26 protein-coding genes are annotated in these 23008 nt (G+C 63.4%); 16 read left to right on the top strand and 10 right to left on the bottom strand.

Annotated elements, in window-relative coordinates; genetic code table 11:
• Positions 1-180: 180 nt before the first annotated feature.
• Positions 181-1032, bottom strand: a complete 852-nt coding sequence (locus OKW41_RS33925; RefSeq protein WP_429575325.1) for an acyltransferase family protein — start codon at positions 1030-1032, stop codon at positions 181-183.
• 354 nt (positions 1033-1386) lie between these two features.
• A complete protein-coding gene (locus tag OKW41_RS33920; RefSeq protein ID WP_429575324.1) occupies positions 1387-1533 on the bottom strand; it encodes a hypothetical protein in 147 nt (48 codons plus the stop codon).
• A 111-nt stretch (positions 1534-1644) separates the two neighbouring features.
• Here OKW41_RS33920 and OKW41_RS33915 point away from each other — a divergent pair, with 111 nt between their 5' ends.
• From OKW41_RS33915 to OKW41_RS33895, 5 genes are all read left to right on the top strand, one after another.
• A complete protein-coding gene (locus OKW41_RS33915) occupies positions 1645-2100 on the top strand; it encodes a glycoside hydrolase family 73 protein (RefSeq protein WP_429575323.1) in 456 nt (151 codons plus the stop codon).
• Between the two features lie 62 nt (positions 2101-2162).
• Positions 2163-2429: a hypothetical protein gene (locus tag OKW41_RS33910; protein WP_429575322.1), complete on the top strand. Its 267-nt coding sequence runs from the start codon at positions 2163-2165 to the stop codon at positions 2427-2429.
• Entirely contained in the window at positions 2426-2635 is a 210-nt protein-coding gene (locus OKW41_RS33905) for a hypothetical protein (protein WP_429575321.1), read from the top strand. The genes OKW41_RS33910 and OKW41_RS33905 overlap by 4 nt, the downstream gene beginning before the upstream one ends.
• Positions 2636-2678: 43 nt before the next feature.
• The gene (locus OKW41_RS33900; protein ID WP_429575320.1) at positions 2679-3176 is read left to right on the top strand and encodes a hypothetical protein; all 498 of its coding nucleotides are present in this window, start codon (positions 2679-2681) and stop codon (positions 3174-3176) included.
• Complete coding sequence (locus OKW41_RS33895) at positions 3176-3889, top strand: hypothetical protein (protein WP_429575319.1); 714 nt, start codon at positions 3176-3178, stop codon at positions 3887-3889. The genes OKW41_RS33900 and OKW41_RS33895 overlap by 1 nt, the downstream gene beginning before the upstream one ends.
• An 80-nt stretch (positions 3890-3969) precedes the next feature.
• Here the strand turns inward: OKW41_RS33895 and OKW41_RS33890 are convergent, their stop codons facing one another.
• Positions 3970-4161 carry a hypothetical protein gene (locus tag OKW41_RS33890; protein ID WP_429575318.1) on the bottom strand — a complete coding sequence of 64 codons (192 nt, stop codon included), beginning with the start codon at positions 4159-4161 and terminating at the stop codon, positions 3970-3972.
• Positions 4162-4736: 575 nt separating this feature from the next.
• Here OKW41_RS33890 and OKW41_RS33885 point away from each other — a divergent pair.
• Positions 4737-4967 (top strand): hypothetical protein, encoded by a 231-nt coding sequence (locus OKW41_RS33885; protein ID WP_429575317.1) that lies wholly within the window; start codon positions 4737-4739, stop codon positions 4965-4967.
• A gap of 38 nt (positions 4968-5005) precedes the next feature.
• Here the strand turns inward: OKW41_RS33885 and OKW41_RS33880 are convergent, their stop codons facing one another.
• From OKW41_RS33880 to OKW41_RS33865, 4 genes are all read right to left on the bottom strand, one after another.
• Positions 5006-5251, bottom strand: a complete 246-nt coding sequence (locus OKW41_RS33880) for a hypothetical protein (RefSeq protein ID WP_429575316.1) — start codon at positions 5249-5251, stop codon at positions 5006-5008.
• Positions 5252-5687: 436 nt separating this feature from the next.
• Complete coding sequence (locus tag OKW41_RS33875; RefSeq protein WP_429575315.1) at positions 5688-6593, bottom strand: hypothetical protein; 906 nt, start codon at positions 6591-6593, stop codon at positions 5688-5690.
• Positions 6594-7134: 541 nt separating this feature from the next.
• Entirely contained in the window at positions 7135-7551 is a 417-nt protein-coding gene (locus OKW41_RS33870) for a DUF4279 domain-containing protein (protein WP_429575314.1), read from the bottom strand.
• Between the two features lie 10 nt (positions 7552-7561).
• Positions 7562-8338, bottom strand: coding sequence for a hypothetical protein (locus OKW41_RS33865; protein WP_429575313.1), 777 nt, complete (start codon positions 8336-8338; stop codon positions 7562-7564).
• Between the two features lie 334 nt (positions 8339-8672).
• Between OKW41_RS33865 and OKW41_RS33860 the strand changes: the two genes are divergently transcribed.
• Complete coding sequence (locus OKW41_RS33860; RefSeq protein WP_429575312.1) at positions 8673-9176, top strand: M48 metallopeptidase family protein; 504 nt, start codon at positions 8673-8675, stop codon at positions 9174-9176.
• Between the two features lie 47 nt (positions 9177-9223).
• On the opposite strand, the gene OKW41_RS33855 is transcribed toward OKW41_RS33860, so the two are convergent.
• Positions 9224-11560, bottom strand: coding sequence for an FdhF/YdeP family oxidoreductase (locus tag OKW41_RS33855; protein WP_429575311.1), 2337 nt, complete (start codon positions 11558-11560; stop codon positions 9224-9226).
• Positions 11561-11731: 171 nt separating this feature from the next.
• Between OKW41_RS33855 and OKW41_RS33850 the strand changes: the two genes are divergently transcribed.
• Together OKW41_RS33850 and OKW41_RS33845 are read left to right on the top strand one after the other, a co-directional pair.
• On the top strand, positions 11732-13165 hold the full coding sequence (locus tag OKW41_RS33850) for a PLP-dependent aminotransferase family protein (RefSeq protein ID WP_429575310.1): 1434 nt from the start codon (positions 11732-11734) through the stop codon (positions 13163-13165).
• Between the two features lie 48 nt (positions 13166-13213).
• Positions 13214-13504: an ArsR family transcriptional regulator gene (locus OKW41_RS33845; protein ID WP_429450505.1), complete on the top strand. Its 291-nt coding sequence runs from the start codon at positions 13214-13216 to the stop codon at positions 13502-13504.
• Positions 13505-13586: 82 nt separating this feature from the next.
• Here OKW41_RS33845 and OKW41_RS33840 read toward each other — a convergent pair whose 3' ends face one another.
• Positions 13587-14156: a lysozyme inhibitor LprI family protein gene (locus OKW41_RS33840; RefSeq protein ID WP_429576527.1), complete on the bottom strand. Its 570-nt coding sequence runs from the start codon at positions 14154-14156 to the stop codon at positions 13587-13589.
• 663 nt (positions 14157-14819) lie between these two features.
• Between OKW41_RS33840 and OKW41_RS33835 the strand changes: the two genes are divergently transcribed.
• From OKW41_RS33835 to OKW41_RS33805, 7 genes are all read left to right on the top strand, one after another.
• The gene (locus OKW41_RS33835; protein WP_429575309.1) at positions 14820-17135 is read left to right on the top strand and encodes a putative bifunctional diguanylate cyclase/phosphodiesterase; all 2316 of its coding nucleotides are present in this window, start codon (positions 14820-14822) and stop codon (positions 17133-17135) included.
• Positions 17136-17271: 136 nt separating this feature from the next.
• Complete coding sequence (locus OKW41_RS33830) at positions 17272-17460, top strand: hypothetical protein (protein WP_429450499.1); 189 nt, start codon at positions 17272-17274, stop codon at positions 17458-17460.
• A 169-nt stretch (positions 17461-17629) separates the two neighbouring features.
• On the top strand, positions 17630-19027 hold the full coding sequence (locus OKW41_RS33825; protein ID WP_429575308.1) for an FAD-containing oxidoreductase: 1398 nt from the start codon (positions 17630-17632) through the stop codon (positions 19025-19027).
• A 28-nt stretch (positions 19028-19055) separates the two neighbouring features.
• A complete protein-coding gene (locus OKW41_RS33820) occupies positions 19056-19409 on the top strand; it encodes a cupin domain-containing protein (RefSeq protein WP_429575307.1) in 354 nt (117 codons plus the stop codon).
• Positions 19410-19553: 144 nt separating this feature from the next.
• Positions 19554-20129 (top strand): TMEM175 family protein, encoded by a 576-nt coding sequence (locus tag OKW41_RS33815; RefSeq protein ID WP_429576526.1) that lies wholly within the window; start codon positions 19554-19556, stop codon positions 20127-20129.
• Between the two features lie 2 nt (positions 20130-20131).
• Positions 20132-20938, top strand: a complete 807-nt coding sequence (locus OKW41_RS33810) for a hypothetical protein (protein ID WP_429575306.1) — start codon at positions 20132-20134, stop codon at positions 20936-20938.
• 8 nt (positions 20939-20946) lie between these two features.
• The gene (locus OKW41_RS33805; RefSeq protein ID WP_429575305.1) at positions 20947-21435 is read left to right on the top strand and encodes a metallophosphoesterase family protein; all 489 of its coding nucleotides are present in this window, start codon (positions 20947-20949) and stop codon (positions 21433-21435) included.
• A gap of 67 nt (positions 21436-21502) precedes the next feature.
• Here the strand turns inward: OKW41_RS33805 and proP are convergent, their stop codons facing one another.
• Positions 21503-22972: a glycine betaine/L-proline transporter ProP gene (proP, locus tag OKW41_RS33800; protein ID WP_090800879.1), complete on the bottom strand. Its 1470-nt coding sequence runs from the start codon at positions 22970-22972 to the stop codon at positions 21503-21505.
• Between the last annotated feature and the right edge of the window lie 36 nt (positions 22973-23008).

The following is a 23008-nucleotide window of genomic DNA, read 5'->3' as shown; positions in this document are numbered from 1 at the left end:
GCCGCATCGGCCATGCCGGGCCGGCTTTCCAATCTTTTTCGGGGGATTGATGAACGAACACGACGCAGTTGCCGCGGTGCTGCGCCTAGTCATGAAAGCCGTTGGCGTCGTGTTCGCGTATTTATGGCGACTAGCGGAAGGGGAGCGCGTGCAATGTACAGAAAGCGCACCAGCGGGTGGCTAAGGGGCTGACGCCGTAGTCTCCTCTGCTGGCGCGGGGGCAGCGCTAAGTTCTTCAACTTCCCGGTAATACGCGGCGACGTACAGAACGGCGATGGCTGCGGCCAAAGTTGTGGCGGTATGGGGGCGTATGTTGTGCGCGGGCCAAAGCTTTGCAGTAAGAAATGCGACGGGGATAACCAGGACATATACGGGGTATGCAATGCTACCAGTGGCGAGAAGGCATCGCCTGAATACGCCGGTCGGTTCGGGCATGGTGGTTACATACCGAGCCAGTATGACGCCGAGACCAAACGAAAAGGCCGTGCGAAGGAAGCCGATGGGCCACGCTTGCCACCCCCAGCCAGCGTTCAGTGTGCCGTGTATGCAGGCCCATCGGGCGAGGATAGCAAAAGCGACTGCCACTAGCAGAGCGAGCCCGGTGGTGCGCACGCGATAGCCACCGCATGCGAAAGCGAAACAGGCGATCAGTTCGGCCGCGAGTGACCAGACCGGCGTGTCAAACGGGAAAAGATAGTGCCCAGGGATGGGGATAAACAGGAGTTGTGCCGCGATGACCAAAGCGAAATCGCGAGTGTTGGTCAGTATGGCGGGACCAACCAATGCAATGGCCCCGCTGACTATGCCAAGCGCATAGCTTGGATAAATTCGCATGAACCGACGCAGGGTGACGTCGCGGCAATCAAGAGTCCCAGTGAGCAGCGCTTCGCCGTAGGCACGCGCAACCAAGAAGCCACTAATGCAAAACATCAGGTCCAATGCAAGATAGGCGTATTGCAACGGTGGCCGCTCTAATGTGATCCGGCTAACCGCGATAGTCACTGCCGCGAGCCCGCGGGTCGCTTCGAGCACAGCGTATCTGCGGTCTGGATCTGTTTGTGTCATATGGGAGCAGGTAATGACGTTTCGTATTGCAGGTCGGAGCAAGGAAGCGACCGTTACCGCCGGTACCGACGCACTGACTCTCGGCGACGCGACCACGGGCTTTCGCACATTCTCGTCCGTGTTGGCGAATGGCAATGCATGCTACTACATGCTTTACGCCGTTGACAGCAACGGCAACCCAACCGGCATGGAACCGGGTAGGTGTGAGTGCAGCCGTTGATTGCGTCGCGCGGCGACCAAGGTCTGCGTCGTTTGGGTAAGTGACGATGCACCGACCTGAAGATTCGCAACACCGCAGATAGCCGCCTTAGGGCGGCTTTTTCACATCAGCAGCAAACGCCGACCGCCCTTGAGGCGGTTTTTCTTTTTCGAGGCATAAATGATCAAGGACCTAATCGCCAGCGCGACGAATGCCGTATCAAGCACGACGGCGCCGATCGCTATTCCGGGCGGAGCTGCCGTCAGCATCTGGACGTGCCTCAATGGACACGATATTTCGTGGTGGGTTGGCGTGTTCACCATCGTCTTGCTCGTGCTGCAGATTCGCGACCGACTGTTTCCGAAGAGCAGGAGGCGGCAATGACGCCTGTCGACTTCATTGATGCGATGTCGGCGCCCGCGCGTGAGTTGGCATCGACAACAGGCATCCCCGCGAGCTTCACGGTTGCGCAGGCTGCGCTCGAATCCGGGTGGGCGAAATCGCAGCTCGCGACGCAGTACTTCAACCTCTTTGGCGTGAAAGCTGATGCGAGCTGGGCCGGTCCCACCGTGATGTTGCCGACTACCGAATATGTTGCCGGCAAACCGACGACAGTCATCGCAGCGTGGCGCGTGTATTCCAGTTGGCTCGCCAGCTTGCAGGACCGAGCTTCATTCCTGCAGGAGAACCCACGCTACTCGGCAGCGTTCTCGTGCCAGAGCGGCGACGCATTCGCGTGCGCGGTCGCGGCGGCGGGGTATGCAACCGACCCGAACTACGCCGCGAAAATTACTTCGATCATCAACACGCACGACCTGAGCGCGCTCGACAGTTGACGTCGGCGCGGTTGTTTTCCCAACTGGCCGCCGCGTGCGGCCACTTTCATTTGGAGGTAGCAATGAACGTCTTTTTCTTCCTCGGCGCGGTTCTGCTCTATACCGCGTGGGGCGCGCTTGTTCTGCTCGGCAAGACCGATCCCAACGGCTATGTGGTAGCGATCGCTGCTGGTCTGACGTTCCTCGGCAAGCATGTGTCGTCGGGCCGCGGCGCAACTGACAAGTCCGTTCAACCGGCGCCAATTGGCGGCTATACGCCCACCGCTGCTGACGGTGCCACGTTGCCACCACCGCCCGCACCGACGGCAGGCGCGCCGGCGCTGCAGTGATTCGCTCCGCTCTCGCGGCGTGCGCCTTGGCGGGTTGCACGGTACTTGAGCACGTTCAGGTTCTGCCGATCGTCAATCCCAACACCTACGAGATCTCCTGCTGTGTCGCGTACGCGGAGATCCCGCCATCGACGCGCGCGAGCGTAACGGTCAAGAAGAGCAACACCAGCTTTTCCATCAAAGCCAGCGCTCGCTGGCGCTTCTGAAGTCCTCGCCGCACCTGCGGCATAACCTCAAAGGAAACACACCATGAAGATGCTGCGTCTCGCGGCAGGGCTAGCCCTGTGCGCTCTCTCGTTCTCGTTCGCTGGTTGCGCGGGCGTGCAACTCAAGCCGGTCTCGATCCCGATCATGCAGCCAAAGCAACTTGCGGAGCAGGTTTGCCCGGTCGTTCAAGCTGACCTCGACATTCTCACGGGCGCGGCTGGTGCGGCACTGCTGACGCCGGCCCAGCAAGCCGATGTGGCTGAGAAGATCAAGCCGAAGGCGACCGCAGTGTGCGAGGCGGCCGAGACGATCAACCTGACCGACTTGCAGGCGTTCAACGACACGGCGTTCCCGGCGCTGATTGCACTCGTGTCGTTGGTGCCGATCCCGAATCAATCCGCGGTGCTCTTCGGCCTGCAGCTCGCGCAGCCTATCCTCAAGCAGATCGTGCAGAACGCGATTGCTCTCTCGACCTCGACGGCTTCGACTGCCGCGTCGAGCGCGGTGCCCGCATCGGCCCCGGTCGCTGCGAGCCAATAATGGATTTCGCGGCGATTCTTGCTGCGGCGCGCCGGGCGAATGCCGCCTACGTCATTGACCCGGCGCAGTCCGGAGTGGCCTTCGAGGCACTTGGCTATTCGTGGATCGGACAGTTTCAGGATGGCGACAGCCAAGCGGTGCTCTCGCGCGACGCGGCCGGCGTCTATCTGTCTATCAGCGGCACGCGATTTAGCGATCGCAAGCTCGGCGATCTATTCGACGACATCGACGTATGGCCGGTCGATCTCGGCGACGGCGTGCACGTGACGCGCGGCGCGTACGAAGGCTGCGCAGACATCTGGGCATGGGCGAAAGCGCAGGTGCCGCGTGCCACGGTCTTCAACGTCGAGGGGCATTCGCTCGGCGGTTGGCGGACGTCGTACACTCCCTTGTTCTTGCCGGCGGCGCAGATCGGGGCGCTCCACGCCTTCGAGCCGCCGAAGGGCGCTAATCTGGCGTACTACACGCGCTACGCCGCCGAACTGGCCGCGCTCGTGATCGTGGGGAATGGGAAGGATGTCTGGTTCGGCTATCCACGCCTCGACGGCCGCTGGATTCACCGGCCCGGCGAAGTGCTGCATCTGCTCGAGCGTGGCTGTCAGGTGATCGATTCGGCGGCATGGCCGGGAGGCCTCGACTATGCCGACCACAGGATGGATCTGGTCGTTGAGCGGCTTGCGGCGCTCGCTTCCCCGCGGGTCGAGACGGTGTGACTAGAAACGAAAAAGCCCGCATCTAGGTGCGGGCTCGGTACCGAATTTTTCTTTCCGGCGATGACGCGTGATCGACGCTCTTATTGAAGAGTGCAGTCGCCGACCTTTGATTGGTCCAGCGTGCAGGGTTTCTTGTGCGTGGTCTTCTTGTGCTTACTTGCTTTGGGTGCTGCGGTCGCTGCCACGGCGGGCGCGGCCGGGGCCGATGCCTGCGCAAATGCCAATGTAGCGAAAAGGGATGCGGCCACGATAACGCCAAGCTTCTTCTTCAAGTTTTTCTCCAGGTTGGTGTTGCGGGCGAGATTATACCTGAGGAATATTCCGCCTTCGCTCGCCTCGGCGGCACTGCTAGGGCAATTCGTGCGCACAGCCTCGCCGGCGCGAAGCAGTGCGGATGGAAGCCGTCTTCTACTAAATAGCGGCTTGCAGTTGCCGCGCTACTCTGCGAAGTCGTCGCGCGGCGGTGCCTCACCGTCAGGTGACAGCGGCGGCGCAATCATGCTGAGGACGCTTCCGCATTTGTCGCACTGCGCCTTCGTGGGGCGCTGCGGCCTGTCACCCGGTCGCCCGCCGATCAGGAGCGGGACGAGGCAGGCGCTAGCGGCGCCGCTGATTTGAGAAAACTCACGTCCATTGCAATATTTGTATCAGCCATGAAATCATGTTGAGCGAATCGGTTATCATCTGCGGACGCAATCCTTGCTATGCCGAATCTCCAGTATGACTAGCGCTATTGATGTCTCGACTTCTCTCATGGTTCGCTGGTGCTCGTTGGCGCCTTTCTCTGTCTCATTGTCTTGAGGGCCTGCTGATCCAGATCCCAGTCGGATTGATGGTTGGCTTCAGGATGGGCGCGATCGCCGTGATAGTCTGGTACTGGTCGCGCAAGAAGGTCGAAGTGGAACTTGAATCGCTGGCGCCGGATGCATGGAGCGATCCGTCGACGCACGCCTACAGTTGGGCAGTTGGCTGGTTCCCATGGCAATGGGACGCCTACAAGGTGCTTGATCTGGTTCTTCCTGCCATTTCGTCTGGGTTGATCGCGGTGGCTATGCGGTGGTACTGCGCTCCGCTATAGTGTCACCCCTTCCTCCCGCGCCCATGAGCGCACATCAATCAGCCCGCGTTATGCGGCGCATCCTCCACTTTCCCCTCAGCCGCATCTTGCCGCAAATACTCGGCATAAGCCGCCTTTGCTTCCGGGTCCTTTATCTGATCTAGGGTAAAGCCCACCGCCTTCCACATCGGATATATATCGCGCTTCACCCGCGCGTCACGTTCCGGATTGCTCGTCAGGAACGGGTCGTTTTCCCAGTGATCGTCGGTGTATGGAGAGCCCTCATCCTTTTTCTCGGTATTCATATCGCTCCTCTTGCCCGCACTAGCGGCGCGTCAATCCAACTCAATCTCAGTCCCAGTCTAACGCATCCCAGAATGCGGGCAAAATCCTGTCTAATATCCAAGCACATAAGTCGGCGTGACGCAGGTTTGAGTCGCACAAGAAAGTAGCAGGCATTAGACAGTTTCCCATATTAGCCAACCCCCATGCGACTCTCCGCCGGGCGAAACCCCGCATGGGGTGCAGGTACGCACTCGCCTAAAGAGGCCTCCGAACAGACCGGGAAAAGCGTACCCTTGGCGCGCGCCCTCCCGCGCCCAGAAAGGCTTCGGAGGGCGCAGCGCGCCTCGGTAGGGGTACAGAAAGCAATACGCAGGGCTTTGATTTATTTGCGCTTAGTAAGCGGTGTCTGGATAGGTTAAGAGCCTAGTTGCCCTCGTTTTCGCCACCGCTACGGGGTCATTTCGGTAAGTCGACTTCTTTGCAAAAGTGCGACAAACCGTCGGCTTGCAAAATAAGTGGCTCTATCGGGTCATCGTCCAAGGGAGCCCAGATCGCGCGGATCTCGCGCTGTCCTCCATACGCTCCGCGGTCTTTCGAGAAAGCGGCCGAAAGCCCGAGGTCAACGCCATTCCATGGCTGATCGATGGGCAGATACTGTATCTCTTGCATACCGAGGAACTTGACGGGCCGTAATTTGCCAATCGCCATTGTTATCTCGCGAAAAAAGCCGCCGAGATCTGAAATCTCAACGCAGGCTTCCGCTCCATCTAATTCCGTCATGATCTCTGAGTCAAGCACGCCGGCGCAGCACCAGACAAACACATCAGGATGGTCGACTTCACGAATCAACTGAATGCCAGAAAACTTGACGGAGCCACCGCTTAGGACTTCGAAACCCATGTGCCTGAAGGCATCACCGTCGGCTGTCTCGCCCGTTATCGTGAAATCTGTCTTTTGGTGGTGGAGGCGTTTCCGCCCTTCATTGGGATCGGCGATACCATGACCCAATTCCTCTCGCCGATAATCGTGCAGTGTGCCGAGCCGGGTTGAGCCGCTCAAAAGTCCAGCAACATACTTGCGTGCAAGATACTTGTACCCTTTGATCCCATGTTGGTAGCCGCCTTCTGGCGTGGCTGCTACTAGAGCGGAGCGCAGATTGTTCTTTGGCGCGTAAACGAACGTTGCTCCCGCGGTTGATGGAGAGATGCGCCCAATCGCACTACGAGGTGCCATTGGCGGTGGTACGCGCGAATTTGCTGAGGCCGTTGCACTTTTGCTGACTGGCTTCGTCGGCCGACTTCCGTTGGCGAGGGCACACGCCAACTCGAGAATCTCGCGGTGACTCAACTTGGTTTTTAGCATCGTAGTCGCCTTTGGGCGCCCCTATTCAGACGTGAATGCACCGCGCATCTCGCAGAATCTTCCAGAGAGCGATGCCGTGTCACGGTGCGATCATCTTGGTCGATCTGAGGTGTGGATTTTTCTGCCTTAAAGCAGAAAATCACTGTTTGCATATACAGCATAGCACCGCCCCGCAAACCTTATACCACCGTGCAAGCCAAGCCCAAAGCCTGTGCTTATATACAGTGACTAAGGACTTAAAATCCGCCGCCTTCGGGCTTGCCGGTTCAAGTCCGGTCCCCGGCACCAAATACTGAACTGAGACAGGCTGAATGGGCGCAGATCGCGAAGTCATTCCGATCAAAGGCGGGACGGTCGCCTGACTACCTCAGCGGGGCAATCTTTTGGAACAGCGCCGCCCAATGATGGAAGCGTGGGCCGTGCATGTTTGCGGCATAGAGGATTAATTCAGAAGTGCGCCCCATAACACTCGCGCTGTGCCTTACAAGCTCGCACAAAAAAGCCGACTCGCGAGGATCGGCTTGTGCATTCGAGCGAGGCTCTATCGATATTCATCAATCTCAACCGTGCCGCCCATGGCTTCCATCATGGTGCGAATATCGTCGGGCACATCGGGGATGCGGTCGCCGCTCTCGTTGTCCCAATAACAGAAGAAACGCATCTGTGCGCCCTTGTCTGCGAGTAGCTGGCGCAAGTCATCTCGCGGCAAATTCAGGCGATCAATAAGATAGCGGAGATGCGGTTCCAGCGAGTCGCTATGAACGGCGGCTTTGCTTCTCACCCCCCATACGCCGGTACGCCCCGGCACGCTGCTCAATCGCCCCGACGGAGTCATAAACCGCTTCCCTTTGACTATCGTCGTGTCTGGCGGAACGCCGAAATATCTGGTCCAAACCTCGGGATCTAAATCATCCCCGGCTATCGAAAATGATGCATGTGCGCGTTGATGTGCGTTCATCGTATGAAGATCAGTTTGCATAGTCGTGCATATTGCCGATGATGTTTTTTCTAAATTCAACGTCCCCACTATCGTGCCAAATGACATTGTCATCGCCTCGCAGCTTGAGATCATATTTCATCGCATGAATCATGTCGCCAAACGTGTCGCGGCCATACCCCAGCATTTTCGCCGCGTAGTTTGGATTGTTCGTGCTCGCGGCGAGTTCAACGACATCGCCGCTCAACGCATCAGGCACATACTCGAACCGCTGCGCGTCGCCGAGCAGCGTTGATGCGCCTTTATCGCCAGCCCTGGCTGCGCGCGCAGCGTTCAGCCGGGTTTGCCAGGTGGCCGGATCATACTGGACAGACAGCACAGGTTCGCCGTCCGGGCGATTACCGGCCGTCGCTGCGATATTCGTCAACGGCGTGCTGCTGTAGCGTGACGGAAACAGGCTATCGCGAGGGCCTTTAATGGCAAGCAGGGCACCCCGGCGCACCTCTTCGAGAAGCGCAAGGATGACCCACCAGCCATCGGTGTCAGGGTTCCGGTCCCGTACATGATGAAAAAACAGCCAGTGACCGCCAATGAGATTCCTGACCAGTTTCCGGTCCTCCTCCCATTTCCTGTGATTCAGTTGGGCAATGTCAAGAAATTCCCGGGTCTCCGCCCTGACCCTCTGAAGGTCTGCGGCCTTGCCGAGGCACGCTTTATAGTGCCATTCGTCGCAGATGACATAACAGGCCCCCGGTGGCCGCTGGCAGAACAGCTCCACGGAGTGCATTTCAAACACGGACAGGGACATAGGTTTGTCGATGATTTATCTGAAGTCGCTGCCGGGGTTGACAGCAGTCAGATAATTACCGTGCGACAGGCAGTCCGTACATGGGTGACAGCCCAAAATCTCCGCGGCTTTCGTGTTCGCGCCACGCGCGGGCGGGTGACGCGCCGTCGACCGCGATAAGGTTTCGGCGTTGGCTGACAAGCAGCCCGATCTCGTGTGCTGGGCTGCGACAATGACGAAACGTTGCGGAAGATGTCTTCGGTACTTCGAACGGAGCGGCATCCGGAAAATGCCCAACCTTGTCCATCAGCGCGACTATGCGTAAGATCAGCCCCGCAAAACCCAATCCGCCTTCATGTCCACCCTCAAATACCTCACCGGCTACCCTGCACCGTTGCAAGACAAGGTGAGAACGCTGATCGCCGCCGATCGGCTCGGCCCCTACCTCGCGCAAAGGTACCCGAACACGCACGACGTGCAAACCGACCGCGCGCTCTACGCGTATTGCGCTGAGCTCAAACGCGAACACCTGCGCAACGCGGATCAGATCGACAAGGTCACTTACGACAGCAAACTCGACGTGATGCGTCACGCGCTCGGCCTGCACACGAGCGTTTCGCGCGTGCAGGGCAGCAAGCTGAAAGCGAAGAAGGAAATCCGGATCGCGTCGTTATTCAAGGCCGCGGCGCCGGAGTTTCTGAAGATGATCGTCGTGCACGAACTCGCTCATCTGAAGGAGAGCGATCACAACAAAGCGTTCTATCGTCTGTGCGAGTTCATGCAGCCGGGTTATCACCAGATCGAATTCGATCTACGTCTGTATCTGACGCATCGCGATCTGGCGAAGAAGACCGTTTGAGGTACGCCGCGCGACAGGCGCGGCAGGCGCGACAAACGGAGCTGACTTCAAGCCGCCAGTTCCGAGGCATCCTCCACCACCGACGCCGTCAACAACACCGGAATCGACTTCGACGTCGGCGTACCCGCGCCATCTGCGACCGAGGAGAGCGGCACCAGCGGATTCGTCTCCGGATAATAAGCGCCGAGGCAGCCGCGCGGAATGTCGTACTCGACGAGCAGAAAACCGTCCACGCGTCGCTCGATGCCATCGGCCCACACGCTCGTGATATCGACGCGCTGACCAGCCGCGAACCCGAGCATCGCGAGATCGTCCTTGTTGGCGAACAGCACGCGCCGCTGTCCGTACACGCCGCGATAGCGATCGTCGAGACCGTAAATCGTCGTGTTGTACTGATCATGTGAGCGGGTGGTCATCAGCGTCATCAGGCGTTCGCCATGTTGCTTCTTCGCCTGATGAATCGGCGTGTCGAGCGCGATCGCGTGGACGATGAACTGTGCCTTGCCGCTCGGCGTTTTCCAGATGCGATCGCGCGATGCGACGCCGAGATGGAAGCCGCCCGGCTTCTTCAGACGCTCGTTGTAGTCGTCGAAACCGTCGATCACCTTCTCGATGCCGTCGCGAATCAGCGCGTAGTCGGCCGCATGGGCGAGCCAGTCCACCTTGCCGCTGCCCAAAGTCGCATGCGCCATGCGCGCGACGATCGCCACTTCGGAAAGCAGATTGTCCGACGCCGGCTTGTTCATCCCATACGAGATGTGCACCATGCTCATCGAATCCTCGACGCTGACGCCTTGTGCCACGCCGTTCTGAACATCGATCTCGGTGCGTCCGAGCGTCGGCAGGATCAGCGCGTCGCGGCCATGCACGAGGTGGCTGCGATTGAGCTTCGTCGTCACGTGCACGGTCAGATCGCCTGCGCGCATCGCGTCCCACGTGCGCGGCGTGTCCGGCGTCGCGATCGAGAAATTGCCGCCCAGCCCGATGAACACCTTCACCTTGCCGTCGAGCATCGCCTGAATCGTGTTGACGACGTCGAGTCCGTGCTCGCGCGGCGGCGCGAAGTCGTAGGCTGCGCCGAGCTTGTCGAGAAACGCTTCGGTAGGCTTTTCCTCGATACCGACCGTGCGGTCGCCCTGCACGTTCGAGTGGCCGCGCACCGGGCACAGCCCCGCGCCGCGCCGCCCGATATTGCCGCGCATCATCATCAGATTCGACAGCAGTTGTACCGTCGCGACCGAGTTCTTGTGCTGCGTGAGACCCATGCCCCAGGTCGAAATCACCGCGCGGCCCTTCACGTAGATATCGGCGAGCTTCAGCACCTCGTCGAGCGGCACGCCTGCCTCGGCGACGATCGTGTCCCAGCGCTCGGCGCGCAGATCGTCGGCGAAGGCAGCGAAGCCGACTGTGTGCTGGGCGATGAAGCCGACGTCGAGCACGCGCTCGAGGCCCGACACGAGCGCTTCGTCATCCAGTTCGAGCACGCGTTTGGCGACGCCCTTGATCAGCGCGAAATCGCCGCCGACCTTCGGACGGATGAACACCGAGCTGATTTTCGTGCTGCCCATCGTCAGCATTTCGACCGGATGCTGCGGGCTCGCGAAGCGTTCGAGGCCGCGCTCCTTCAGCGGATTGATCGACACGATCGTGGCGCCGCGCTTCGCGCATTCGCGCAGTTCGCCGAGCATGCGCGGATGGTTGGTGGCCGGATTCTGGCCGAAGATCAGCAGCGTATCCGCGTGTTCGAAGTCATCGAGCGTGACCGTGCCCTTGCCGATGCCGACCGTGTGCGGCAGGCCACGGCTCGTCGCCTCGTGGCACATGTTCGAGCAATCGGGAAAATTGTTGGTGCCGTACATGCGCACGAACAGCTGGTACAGGAACGCGGCTTCGTTGCTCGCGCGGCCCGAGGTATAGAACGCGGCGCGATCAGGATCGTCGAGACGCTTCAGATGGCTCGCGATCAGCGCGAATGCGTCGTCCCAGCCGATCGGCACATAGCGGTCGCGCGCGGCGTCGTAGACGAGCGGATCGGTCAGGCGGCCGTGCTGCTCGAGTTCGAAGTCGGATTGCGTCATCAGCTCCGTGACGCTGTGCCGCTCGAAGAACGCGGGCGTCACGCGCTTGCCGGTCGCCTCGGCGGCCACGGCCTTCACGCCGTTTTCGCAGAACTCGAATGTCGACGCATGCTCGCGATCCGGCCACGCGCAGCCGGGGCAGTCGAAGCCGTCAGGCTGGTTCTGCTTGAGCAGCGTGCGGTAGTTGCCGCCCGCGACCTTTTCCTTGAGCAGGTTGATGGCGACATACTTCAGCGCACCCCAGCCAGCGGCGGGGTGCTTGTACGGCTCGATGCGGGCTTCGGCTTGTGTTTCGTTCTTCTTCATGATGTGGGGGTGGACAGATTCGACAGGGTTTGCAGACCAATGCCGGAGAGCGTACTGTGTTCCACAAACTACGTCGGATACAGAAAATCGGAAAGAATAGGAGTACAGTTGCGCGACGATGCCTGAAGCCGCCCGAATCCACCCGCATCCACCCGCATCCACCCGAATCGCATGAAGCTCTACGAAAAGCTCGCCGACGAAATCACCGAAACCGTGCGCCGCGGCGTGTTCGCGGCCGGCGAGCGGATTGCGTCGGTGCGTCAGGCGAGCCAGCAGCACGGCGTCAGCATCAAGACGGTGCTGCACGCGTATGCGCTGCTGGAGAGCCGCGGCATCGTCGAGAGCCGGCCGCAGTCGGGCTATTTCGTGCGCGACGCGGCCGCGCGGGCGCTTGCGCCGGCGCCCGCCGCGGCCCGCGCGGGCCGCAAGTCCGCGCCGCCGCCGGTGCCCGCGACGGTCGACGTGAGCCGGCTCGTGCTGTCGACGCTACGCAGCATCCGCGCGCACGACGCCGTGCCGTTCGGCTCGCCGTATCCCGATCCGTCGCTGTTCCCGTGGCGGCGCATCAACCAGTACGCCAACGCGATCGCGCGGCGGCACGCGAGCTGGAATCTGATCGACGATCTGCCGCCGGGCAACCCCGAGCTGATCCGACAGATCGCGCGGCGCTATGCGGAAAACGGTCTGCCGGTCGATCCGGGCGAAATCGTGATCACGCTCGGCGCGACCGAGGCGATCAACCTGAGCCTGCAGGCGGTCGCCAAGCCGGGCGACACCGTCGCGGTCGAGTCGCCGACCTACTACGCGATGCTGCACGCCATCGAGCGCCTCGGCATGCGCGCGATCGAGGTGGCGACGCATCCGGTCGACGGCATCGACATCGACGCGCTCGCGAAGGCGATCGCGCGGCAGAAGATCGCCGCGTGCATGGTGATGCCGAATTTCCAGAATCCGCTCGGTTTCTGCATGTCCGACGAGCGCAAGCGGCAACTGGTCGAACTGCTGGCCGCGCATGAGATTCCGGCGATAGAGAACGATGTCTACCAGGAGCTGTATTTCGGCGACACGCGGCCGTCGACGCTGAAGACCTTCGACACCCGGGGGCTCGTGCTGCACTGTGCGTCGTTTTCGAAAAGCCTGACGGCGTCGTACCGGATCGGCTGGGCGCTGCCGGGGCGCTATCGCGCGCAGGTCGAGAAGCTCAAGTTCCTGAATACGCTGACGACGCCGTCCGTACCCCAGATCGCGGTCGCCGACTATCTGCGTCAGGATGGCTACGACCGGCATCTGCGGCATGTGCGCCGCGTGTACCGGCAGCAGGCGAGCATCATGAGCGCGCTGGTGCTGCGCTTTTTCCCGGTCGGCACGCGCGTGTCGACGCCGCGGGGCGGCTATGTACTGTGGGTCGAGTTGCCCGTTGCGATCGATTCGATGCGGCTTTATCAGGGGGCGCTCGAACGCGGGATCACGGTCGGGCCGGGGATGATGTTTTCGACGCGCAACGATTTTCGGCACTTCATCCGGCTCAACTACAGCTATCCGTGGACCGCGCAGGCCGAAGCGGCGTTGAAGACGCTCGGTGAGCTGGCTACGGCGATGGCGTGACCGGCGCTACGGCGATGCAAAACGACACATCACGACAGGTAGACCGATATGGATGACGACGACATCGACCCGCAACTCGCCGCGATACTCGCGCAGCTATGGCGCGCGCATCGCGAGACACCCCGGCGCGCGTGGTCGCTCGCGAAGCTGTCGAAGCAGGCCGGCGTGCCGATGAGCAGCTTGCGGCGGCAATTGACGGTGCTCTCGGGAAGCCGTCTCGTCGATACGATGTTCCACGACGATGGCACCGGAGCCGCGTCGCTGAGTGAAATCGGCGCGCAGCTTTGCGCGGAGCTGTTCGGCACGAGCGAGGGCGGCGAGCCGTCGGCCGCCGACTGAGCTTCCCGGCGCAACTGCCGCCGGCGCGCAATTGATCCGGCGCATGGGTTGATTGTTGTCGTAGTCAGCGCGCTCCGCCGTCTCATGGCCCGACGCTCGCCTGCACCTGCGGTTGTGATCGCGATGGCGCCATGTCCGCCGCCTCGAGCGTGGCGACGCCGCAGAACCAGTCGGCATCGCGCGGCTGATACTTCCACCGCTTGCTGGACTGCCCGATCACGCTCGCACACTGCTCGTTCACCACAAGATCGGGCTTCGCGGCCGTGCATTGCAGCGTCGACGGGTCGGAGTGCGCATCCACATCCACGGACGCCGCCTGCCGCGCGCCGCCCGGCAGGCTCGCCAGCAGTCGCTGCAATTCGTCGATACGCGTCGCGTACCACGTCCGCAGACACGCGGCGTCGCGGCAGTTCGCTTCGCGCCAGGCCCACTTGCTGTCGCTGTCGTCGATGAACGCGCGGCGCTGGGCGACTCGCCGACGTGCCTTCCAGTAGAGTTGGCCCAACGTGTCGTCGAGCGTCGACAGGGCGGCGTCGCCGCAAATCATGCGCTCGGCCGGCGAGCGGCCGCGCTGGCAATCGAAGCTCGCAGCGTTGGCGTACGGATGCGCGAGCAGGAGTCCGGCGATCAGGAGGGGGCGGAAGAGGGTCATCAGGGTGTGGGCGGTGCATCGATTGGTCATGCCGCCGATGATCGACCGGTCGCGCGCCTCGCGGACGTCCGAACAACGCGGGAATTCGGGCGGGTCGTTACCAGATGTTGCCGCGCGGGCTGCCGGCTGGGCGTGTGCCGTGTGCGAGCAGACGAGCGCGAGCGCGGTAGGGCGGCAGCACGAAGGCCCCGGTCGGCGCTCGCGCACCTTCGCGTGTCATGAAGTCGGCGCAACGTCTATATATTGGAAGTGGGGGCACTTGGGCCGGCGTGGTCAAAGGCGACCATCGAAAGAGGGGGAACGAATGCAACGACGACTCGTGTTCGGTCGTTGCATGGCAGCGGACCTTCTGACTTTACCCGGCGCGGCCAGCGCGCAGTCACAGGCCTATACGAACAGCGGGTCCAACGTGCGCGGGCCTGCGGCCGACTACCCGATCGTCGCGCAACTGCCGGCCCAGCGTCGAGCCGCTGCGGCGCCTGCGGGCCAGGAACAGACGGCGCCCGCACTGCCGTCGCCCGTCGTACCGGCATCAACCGATGCTGGCACGCCACACCGGAGCCGTCCGCACGCGATGCATGGCAGATTTTCACGCTGGACTTAGCGTAAACCCCGGTGTGCCGCGTACACTAACTTGCCGATGTTGGGTGGGGGGGCGCAACTATGATTTGCGAAGCAGCATCACGTGGCACGACGACAGCCGCGCCGGAGGGCGCCCGCTACCGGCCGGAACGGGCCGAGGAGGTACTCGCGTCCGAGCGCAGCGTGTTGCGGCTGATCACCCGCAACACGCCGCTGCCCGAGCTGCTCGACGAGGTCTGCCGTCGCGCCGAGGCGCTGCTCGGCGACGGCGCGTGCTGCTCGATCCTGCTGCTCGACCCGGACGGCGTGCATGTGCGCGTCGGCGGCGCGCCGTCGCTGCCGCCCGCCTACAGCGCCGCGATCGAGGGCGCGGCGATCGGTCCGCGCGTCGGCTCGTGCGGCACGGCGATGTTCGAGCGGCGTCTGGTGATCGTCGACGACATCGAATCCGATCCGCTGTGGGAAAACTTCCGCGATTTCGCGTTGCCGCACGGCTTGCGCGCATGCTGGTCCGTGCCCTTCGAAAACGACGCGGGCATCGTGCTCGGCGCGTTCGCCGTCTACTACCGCGCCACCCGCTGTCCGACCCCCGAGGAAGAGGCGATGCTGCGCGACATCGGCAGCAGCGTCGGCCTCGCAGTCCATCAGGACGCGATGGCGCAGCGCCTCGCGCATAGCGAGGAGCGTCACCGGCTGGTCGTCGATCATCTCAGCGAGGGCATCGTCGTGCAGTCGCGCACCGGCATCGTGCTCGCCTGCAATCCGAGTGCGCAGCGCATGCTGCACGTGACACCGGAGGTCGTCGGCAACAGCATGCGGACCGTGATGACACGCGCGTTCGGCGAGGACGGCTCGGTCATCGGCGAAGTCAACCGTCCGGTCTCGCAGGTCTTTGCGACCGGCAAGCCGATGCTCGGCGTGACGGTCGGCCTCGAACTCATCGGCGGCGAAGTCGTGTGGATCACGCAGAACGTCGTGCCGATCCTGCGGCCCGGCGACAGCGAGCCGGACTCAGTGCTGATTTCGTTTTCCGACATCGGGCCGGTGCGCGAGGCGCAGCGCCAGCTGAAGTACCTCGCCACGCGCGATTCGCTGACCGGCCTCTACAACCGCGCCTACCTGACCGAGCGGATGCGCGACCTGTTCGCGCCGCGCGCGGCCGGCGACCATGACGGCGAGCTCACCAGCGTCGCCGTGCTGTTCGTCGATCTCGACGGCTTCAAGAAGGTCAACGACACCGCCGGTCACGAAGCCGGCGACGCCTTGCTGTGCAGCGTCGCCGAACGGCTGTCGGCCTGCGTCGGGCGCGACGACACGCTGGCGCGAGTCGGCGGCGACGAGTTCGTGATCGTCGCCAGTGCGTACGGCAATACCGGCGAGCTGATCGGCCTCGCGCACCGCATTCTGGACATGATCGCGGTGCCGTTCGCGGTGGCGGGCAACGAGTACTACCTGGGCGCGTCGATCGGCATCAGCCTGTTTCCCGAAGACGGCCAGGACGTCGCGACGCTGATGCGCAACGCCGACTCGGCGATGTATCACGCGAAGCAGCGCGGCCGCAACAACTTCCAGTTCTTCACCGCCGAGCTGAATCAGCATCTGCAGCGGCGTTTCACGATCGAACAGTCGCTGCGACGCGCGCTCGCGGCGAATGAGCTGAGCCTCGTGTACCAGCCGATCGTCGATAGCCAGAGCGGCCGCACGATCGGTGCGGAAGCGCTGCTGCGCTGGTACAACAGCGAGCTCGGCAACGTGTCGCCGGGCGAATTCATTCCGGTCGCCGAGGATGCCGGGCTGATCGTCGAGATCGGCGACTGGGTGCTCGAGCACGCCTGCCAGCAGGTCGCGCAGTGGCGGCGCTCGCTCGCGCCGCATCTGATCGTCGCGGTCAATCTGTCGCCGCGGCAGTTCAACGACGGGCTGCTCGAGCGCATCGAACGTTGTCTTGCGCAGTCCGGGCTCGAACCGGCCGCGCTCGAACTCGAGATCACCGAGCGATTGCTGATGAGCGACAGCGATACCGTGCTGCCGATGCTGAGCGCGCTGAACGCAATGGGCGTGCGCGTCTCGGTCGACGATTTCGGCACCGGTTATTCGTCGCTGTCGTATCTGAAGCGCTTTCCGCTGCATAACCTGAAGATCGACCGGTCGTTCGTCGCGGGGCTGCCCGATCATCGCGATTCGGTCGCGATCACGCAGGCGGTTGTCGCGATGGCGCACTCGCTCGGCATGAACGTGACCGCCGAGGGCGTCGAGACCGCCGAGCAGGCGGCGTTTCTGCGCGCGATCGATTGCGACAAGCAGCAGGGCTATCTGTACAGCCGGCCGGTCGGCGCGAACGCGTATGCGCGCACGCTGTACGACGCGCAGCTGATCGACATGGCGAAGGTGTCCTGATGCGATTGTTCAGATTGCCGAACAAGTGACTTCGCGTTGCCGCTATTTATCGGCGGCGACGCACTCCCTAAAATTCCCCCATCGAAACATTATTGGTGCGCGGTGCCGAAGCGGCGCCCCGCGTTTGGGGGTCGTCATGTCAGAGTTGATCAGAAACCAGTTTTACCGGCCATCGGTCGTACTGCCGATGGTCGCGCTGATGCAGGTGATGGTGTCGCAGGACTTCAATCTCGGCCAGGTCGGCTGGGTCTTCGCGGCGCGCGGCGCGCAGGCCGCACTGCAACGTTCGCGCGAGTTGATTTGCGCGGTTCATTGCCACGCCTGAGATTTCCCGCGCAGCATACGCAGTAATCCCAACTGATTTTCGCCGCCTCGCGCGCGGCGCGTGGGAAGACGGGCCGTCGCCAAAGCGCCCGCACAATCAGACATGACATGGCAGCGCGTGGCACTAAGCGTAAGATGCTACGACCTGCACCCAGCCGGGGAGAGTTGCCATGCCACAGCACTTCGACGCAGTCGTGATCGGTACCGGACAAGGCGGTTCGCCGCTCGCCGTGCGCCTCGCTCAAAGCGGGCGCCGCACCGCGGTGATCGAACGCGCGGACTTTGGCGGCACTTGCGTGAACGTTGGCTGCACGCCGACCAAGTCCTATGTGGCGAGCGCCCGCGCGGCGCACGTGGCGCGCCATGCGGCGGAGCTCGGCGTGCAGGTGGGTTCAGTCGGCGTCGATCTGGCGGCCGTGAAGGCCCGCAAGGACCAGATCATCGGAGAGGTGCGCAGCGGCGTCGAGAAATGGCTGCGCGGCACGGAAAACATCACGGTGTTCAACGGCCACGCGCGCTTCACCGGCGCGCGCACGCTCGCTATCTGCGGGCGCGACGGCCAACTGCTGAACGAGCTCAGCGCGTTCGAAATCTTCATCAACACCGGCACGCGCGCCGTCGTGCCGCCGCTCGAAGGCATCCAGCGGATTCCGTACTACACGAACTCGACGCTGCTCGAACTGAGCGCGTTGCCGGATCATCTGGTGATCGTCGGCGGCAGTTATATCGCGCTCGAATTCGCGCAGGTGTTTCGCCGCTTCGGGAGCCGCGTCAGTGTGCTCGTGCGCGGCGAGCGCGTGTTGAACCGCGAGGATGCCGATTTCGCGGAGTCGGTGCAGAAGGTGCTCGCGCGCGAGGGCGTCGAGTTTCATTTCGGCGTGCAGCCGACGCGCGTCGAGCCGCATGCGCATCGCGCGAACGACGTGTGCATCGGCTTCGAGCAAAACATCCCGGCCATGGAGGCGTCGCATCTGCTGTTGGCCACCGGTCGCAGGCCGAATACCGACGATCTCGGACTCGACACCGCCGGCATCGAGAGCGACCGGCACGGCACGATCAGAGTCGACGGCCAGCTGCGCACCAGCGTGCCGGGCGTGTGGGCGATCGGCGACGTGAACGGCCGCGGCGCGTTCACGCATACGTCCTACGACGACTACCAGATCGTCGCGGCGAACCTGCTCGACGGCGGCGCGCGCAGCGTCGACACGCGGATCATGACGTATGCGGTGTTCGTCGATCCGCCGCTCGCGCGCGTCGGCACGTCGGAGGAGGAGGTGCGCAAGAGTGGCCGCGAAGCGCTGATCGCGACGATGCCGATGTCGCGCGTGGGCCGCGCGCGCGAGCGTGGCGAGACCGACGGCTTCATGAAGGCGCTCGTCGATGCGAACAGCAAACAGATACTCGGCGCGGCAATTCACGGCATCGAGGGCGACGAGGCGATCCATACGTTCGTCGACATCATGACCGCAGGCGCGCCGTATCCGACTTTGCAATACGCGATGCACGTGCATCCGACCATCAGCGAACTGGTGCCGACGCTGCTCGATGGGCTCAAGCCGATGCAATGAACTGCCTTGACGCTGGCGCGACACGCTGATGACAAGCTCGCTCAAACCCGCACGTAACAGCGGCAATCTTTTCGACATCGTCGCGCAGTTGGGGACGACGCCCGAGGAGCAGGTCGACGCGCTCGTCGAGCGGGGCGGCGTGACGATCGAGCGGATCGTTTCGACCGGGCAGGCGAGTCCGCCCGGTTTCTGGTACGACAGCCCGCGCGCCGAATGGGTCGTGCTGCTCACCGGCGCGGCGATGCTCGAATTCGACGACGACCCCGAGCCGCATCGGATGAAGCCCGGCGATCACGTGCTGATCGAGGCGCATTGCCGCCACCGCGTCGCATGGACGAGCGACACCGAGCCGAGCGTGTGGCTCGCCGTCCATTACCCGTGAGCCGCGGCGGATCGAGCCATCCGCGCGGCCGGCTCTCGCGCATCGACAAATCCTCACACCATCACCGATAATCGGCAGCGGCGCGGCCCGCGCGCAAGGCGAAGGCGGGCTGTGCGCCCCACCGCAATGATCTTCGGGACTCGCATGGGCAAGGGACGCGTCGAAGCCTTCAGCGATGGCGTAATCGCCATCATCATCACGATCATGGTGCTCGAGCTGAAGGTGCCCGAAGGCCACGATCTCGCGGCGCTGCGCCCGGTCGTGCCGGTGTTCTGCGCATACGTGCTGAGCTTCGTGTACGTCGGCATTTACTGGAACAATCACCATCACATGTTCCATGCGGCGCAGAAGGTCAACGGCAAGGTGTTGTGGGCGAACCTGCATCTGCTGTTCTGGCTATCCCTCTTGCCGGCCGTGACGCACTGGGTCGGCGAAAACCATCTGACCGCGTGGCCGACCGCGATGTACGGCATCGTGCTGTTCATGGCGGCGATCGCGTATTTCATCCTGACGCGCACGCTGATTTCGCAGCATGGACACGACTCGACGCTGGCCAAGGCGCTCGGCAACGACTTCAAGGGCAAGGTCTCCGTCGTCATTTACCTGACCGGCATCGGGCTCGCGTTCGTCGTGCCGTGGGCGTCGGCGGTGCTGTACGCGCTCGCCGCCGCGTGGTGGTTCGTACCGGACCGTCGCATCGAACACGTGCTGGAGGCCTGAGCATGCCGCTCGCGCTGAAGCTCGTGCTGGTGCCGGCCTTTCTCGCCGCGCTGACGGCGGCCGCGCGCGTCTGGGGGCCGTCGGTCGCGGGATGGCTCGCGGGACTGCCGGTCGTCGCCGGACCGATCATGCTGCTGCTCGCAGTCGAGCGCGGGCCGGCGTTCGCGGCGCAGGCGTCGGCGGCGTCGGTTGCGGCGATCGCCGCATCCGAGGCATTCAATCTTGCTTATGGATGGAGCTCCCGACGCTTCGACTGGCCGCTCGCACTGGTCGCGGGCATGGCCGGCTGGCTCGGCGCGGGACTGCTGATCGTGCGGATGCCCGGCTCGCTTGGGTGGGCGCTAGCGGCGGCGTGCGCGGCCGTCGCGGTGTCGCAGAGCTGCTTGCCGCGCGCGACCGGCCATGTGCCGGCGGCGCGCGTCGGGCGTGCGGATCTGGCCGTGCGGATGCTCGCGGGCGCATTGCTGACGCTCGCGGTGACGGCCGCCTCGGCATCGATGGGCGCGGCGTGGAGTGGCGTACTGTCGGTGTTTCCGCTGCTCGGCATCGTGCTCGCGGTGTCGGCGCAGCGTGCGCATGGCGCGGACTTCGTGGCGCTGCTGATGCGCGGCATGGTGGTCGGGCGCGGCTCGTTCGCGGCGTTCTTCGCGGTGACGGCGATGCTGCCGCCGCAGTACGGTGTGGCGACGGGGTTTGCGTGCGCGGCGGTGGTGTCGGTCGTCGTGCAGGGGTTGACGCGGCGCATGCTGGCTGGCCAGCGCCGTGCTCAGGCGGCGGCGCGAGAGTTTGCGCAGCCGCAGACCGAGTGAGACTGCGCATGACTTCACATCGCTCACCTTCGACCGCTACCCGCATCGGGCTCATCTCGGATACGCACAACCTCGTGCGTCCGGAAGCGTTGCGCTATCTCGACGGCTGCGACGCGATCATTCACGCGGGCGATATCTGCAACCCGGACGTGCTCGACGCGCTCGCGCGGATCGCGCCGCTCACCGCGGTGCGCGGCAACAACGATACCGGTGACTGGGCCGCGTCTCTACCGACGCATGCGCGGCTGACGATCCAGCAGGTGACGATTCTGGTCGTGCACGACATCGCCGAGCTGGGCTGCGTGCCGCAGCACGATGGCATTCGCGTCGTGGTGAGCGGCCACTCGCACAAGCCGTCGATCGCCGAGCGCGACGGCGTGCTGTACGTCAATCCTGGCAGCGCGGGGCCGCGGCGCTTCAGGCTGCCGGTGTGCGCGGGCACGCTGACCGTTGAAGGCGCGCAGGTTGGCGCGACGTTCGATTCGCTGCTGACGTAAAAAAGCGGGCCGGCGAATGTCGCCGGCCCGCTTTCAGAAACTACGCCTGGCGTGATGACTGCGCAGATCAGGCACGCGCGGTCGCCGCCGCCGCGAACCGTTCATCCATCTCCTCGGCCTCGCGCTCACCGCGCAGCACCGCGTGCGCTTCAGCGCGCGTCGCGACGCACGGACCCGAGCCGAGCAGCGGCTTGCGCGCGGTTTCGCGCAGCGCGAGCACCGACACAATGCCGATTAGCGATGCGCCCATCAGGTAGTACGCGGGCATCATCAGATTGCCGGTCCGGTCGACGAGCCATGCGGTCACGAGCGGCGTCGTGCCGCCGAACAGCGACACCGAGATATTGAAGCCGATCGCGAGCGCGCCGTAGCGGATCCGGGTCGGGAACAGCGCCGGCAGCGCCGACGGCATCACCCCGGTGAAGCACGACAGCAGCACGCCGAGAATCATCAGACCCCCGAACACGGGCAGCACCGTGCCCATCCGAATCAGCAGCAGCGCGGGAATCGACAGCGCGAACAGACCGACGCAGCCGAGCAGCATCACGGGCTTGCGGCCGATCGCGTCGGACAGACGGCCGGCGGCGAGCGTCATCGGCATCATCAGGATCATCACGAGCAGCACGAGGAACAGACCGTGCGTTTCGTTGAAGTGCAGCGTGGCGGACAGATAGCTCGGCAGATACGACAGCGCCATATAGTCGGTCACGTTGAAAATCAGCACGAGGCCGACACACAGCAGCAGCGGCTTCCACTGCTGCACGAGCAGCTGGCGCAACGACTGGCTGGGCAGCGCGCGGTCCTCGGCTTCGCGCTCTTCGGCCTGTTTCTTGAACGCGGGCGTTTCCTCGAGCTTCATGCGGATGTAGAGACCCACCAGGCCGAGCGGTCCGGCGATCAGGAACGGTACGCGCCAGCCCCAGGACAGCAGCGCGTCGTTCGACAGCGTCGCCGTCAGCAGCGCGACCGTGCCCGCGCCGAGCACGTAGCCGATCAGCGTGCCGAACTCGAGAAAGCTGCCCATGAAGCCGCGGCGCTTGTCGGTCGAGAATTCGGCGATGAAGGTCGCGGCGCCGCCGTATTCGCCGCCGGTCGAGAAGCCCTGCACGAGGCGCGCAAGCAGCAACAGCGCCGGCGCGAGAATGCCGATCGTCGCGTAGTTGGGGATCAGGCCGATCGCGAAGGTACCCGCGGCCATCATGATCATCGTCATTGCCAGCACGCGCTGACGCCCGATGCGGTCACCGAGCGGCCCGAATACCATGCCGCCGATCGGCCGCACGAGAAACGCCGCGGCAAACGTGCCGAAGGTCGCAATGAGTTGCGCCGATGGGCTCGACGAGGGGAAGAACACCTTGCCGAGCGTGACCGCGATGTAGCTGTACACGCCGAAATCGAACCATTCCATCGCGTTGCCGAGCGCCATGGCGCCGACGGCCCGTTTCAGGAGGGAGTGATCGACGACGGTGATGTCGTCGAGGGAAAGACGCTGTTCCGGTTTGTGATGTCGCCAGAAGCCGTTGCTGGAAGCGGTCAAGGTTGAAACTCCAATGACTGCGACGAAACTCGTGAT

The organism is Paraburkholderia sp. UCT70 (assembly GCF_050434085.1).
Taxonomy (GTDB): domain Bacteria; phylum Pseudomonadota; class Gammaproteobacteria; order Burkholderiales; family Burkholderiaceae; genus Paraburkholderia; species Paraburkholderia tuberum.
The sequence above is the reverse complement of the archived record's forward strand: the minus strand, read 5'-3'. Positions and strand labels throughout refer to the sequence as shown.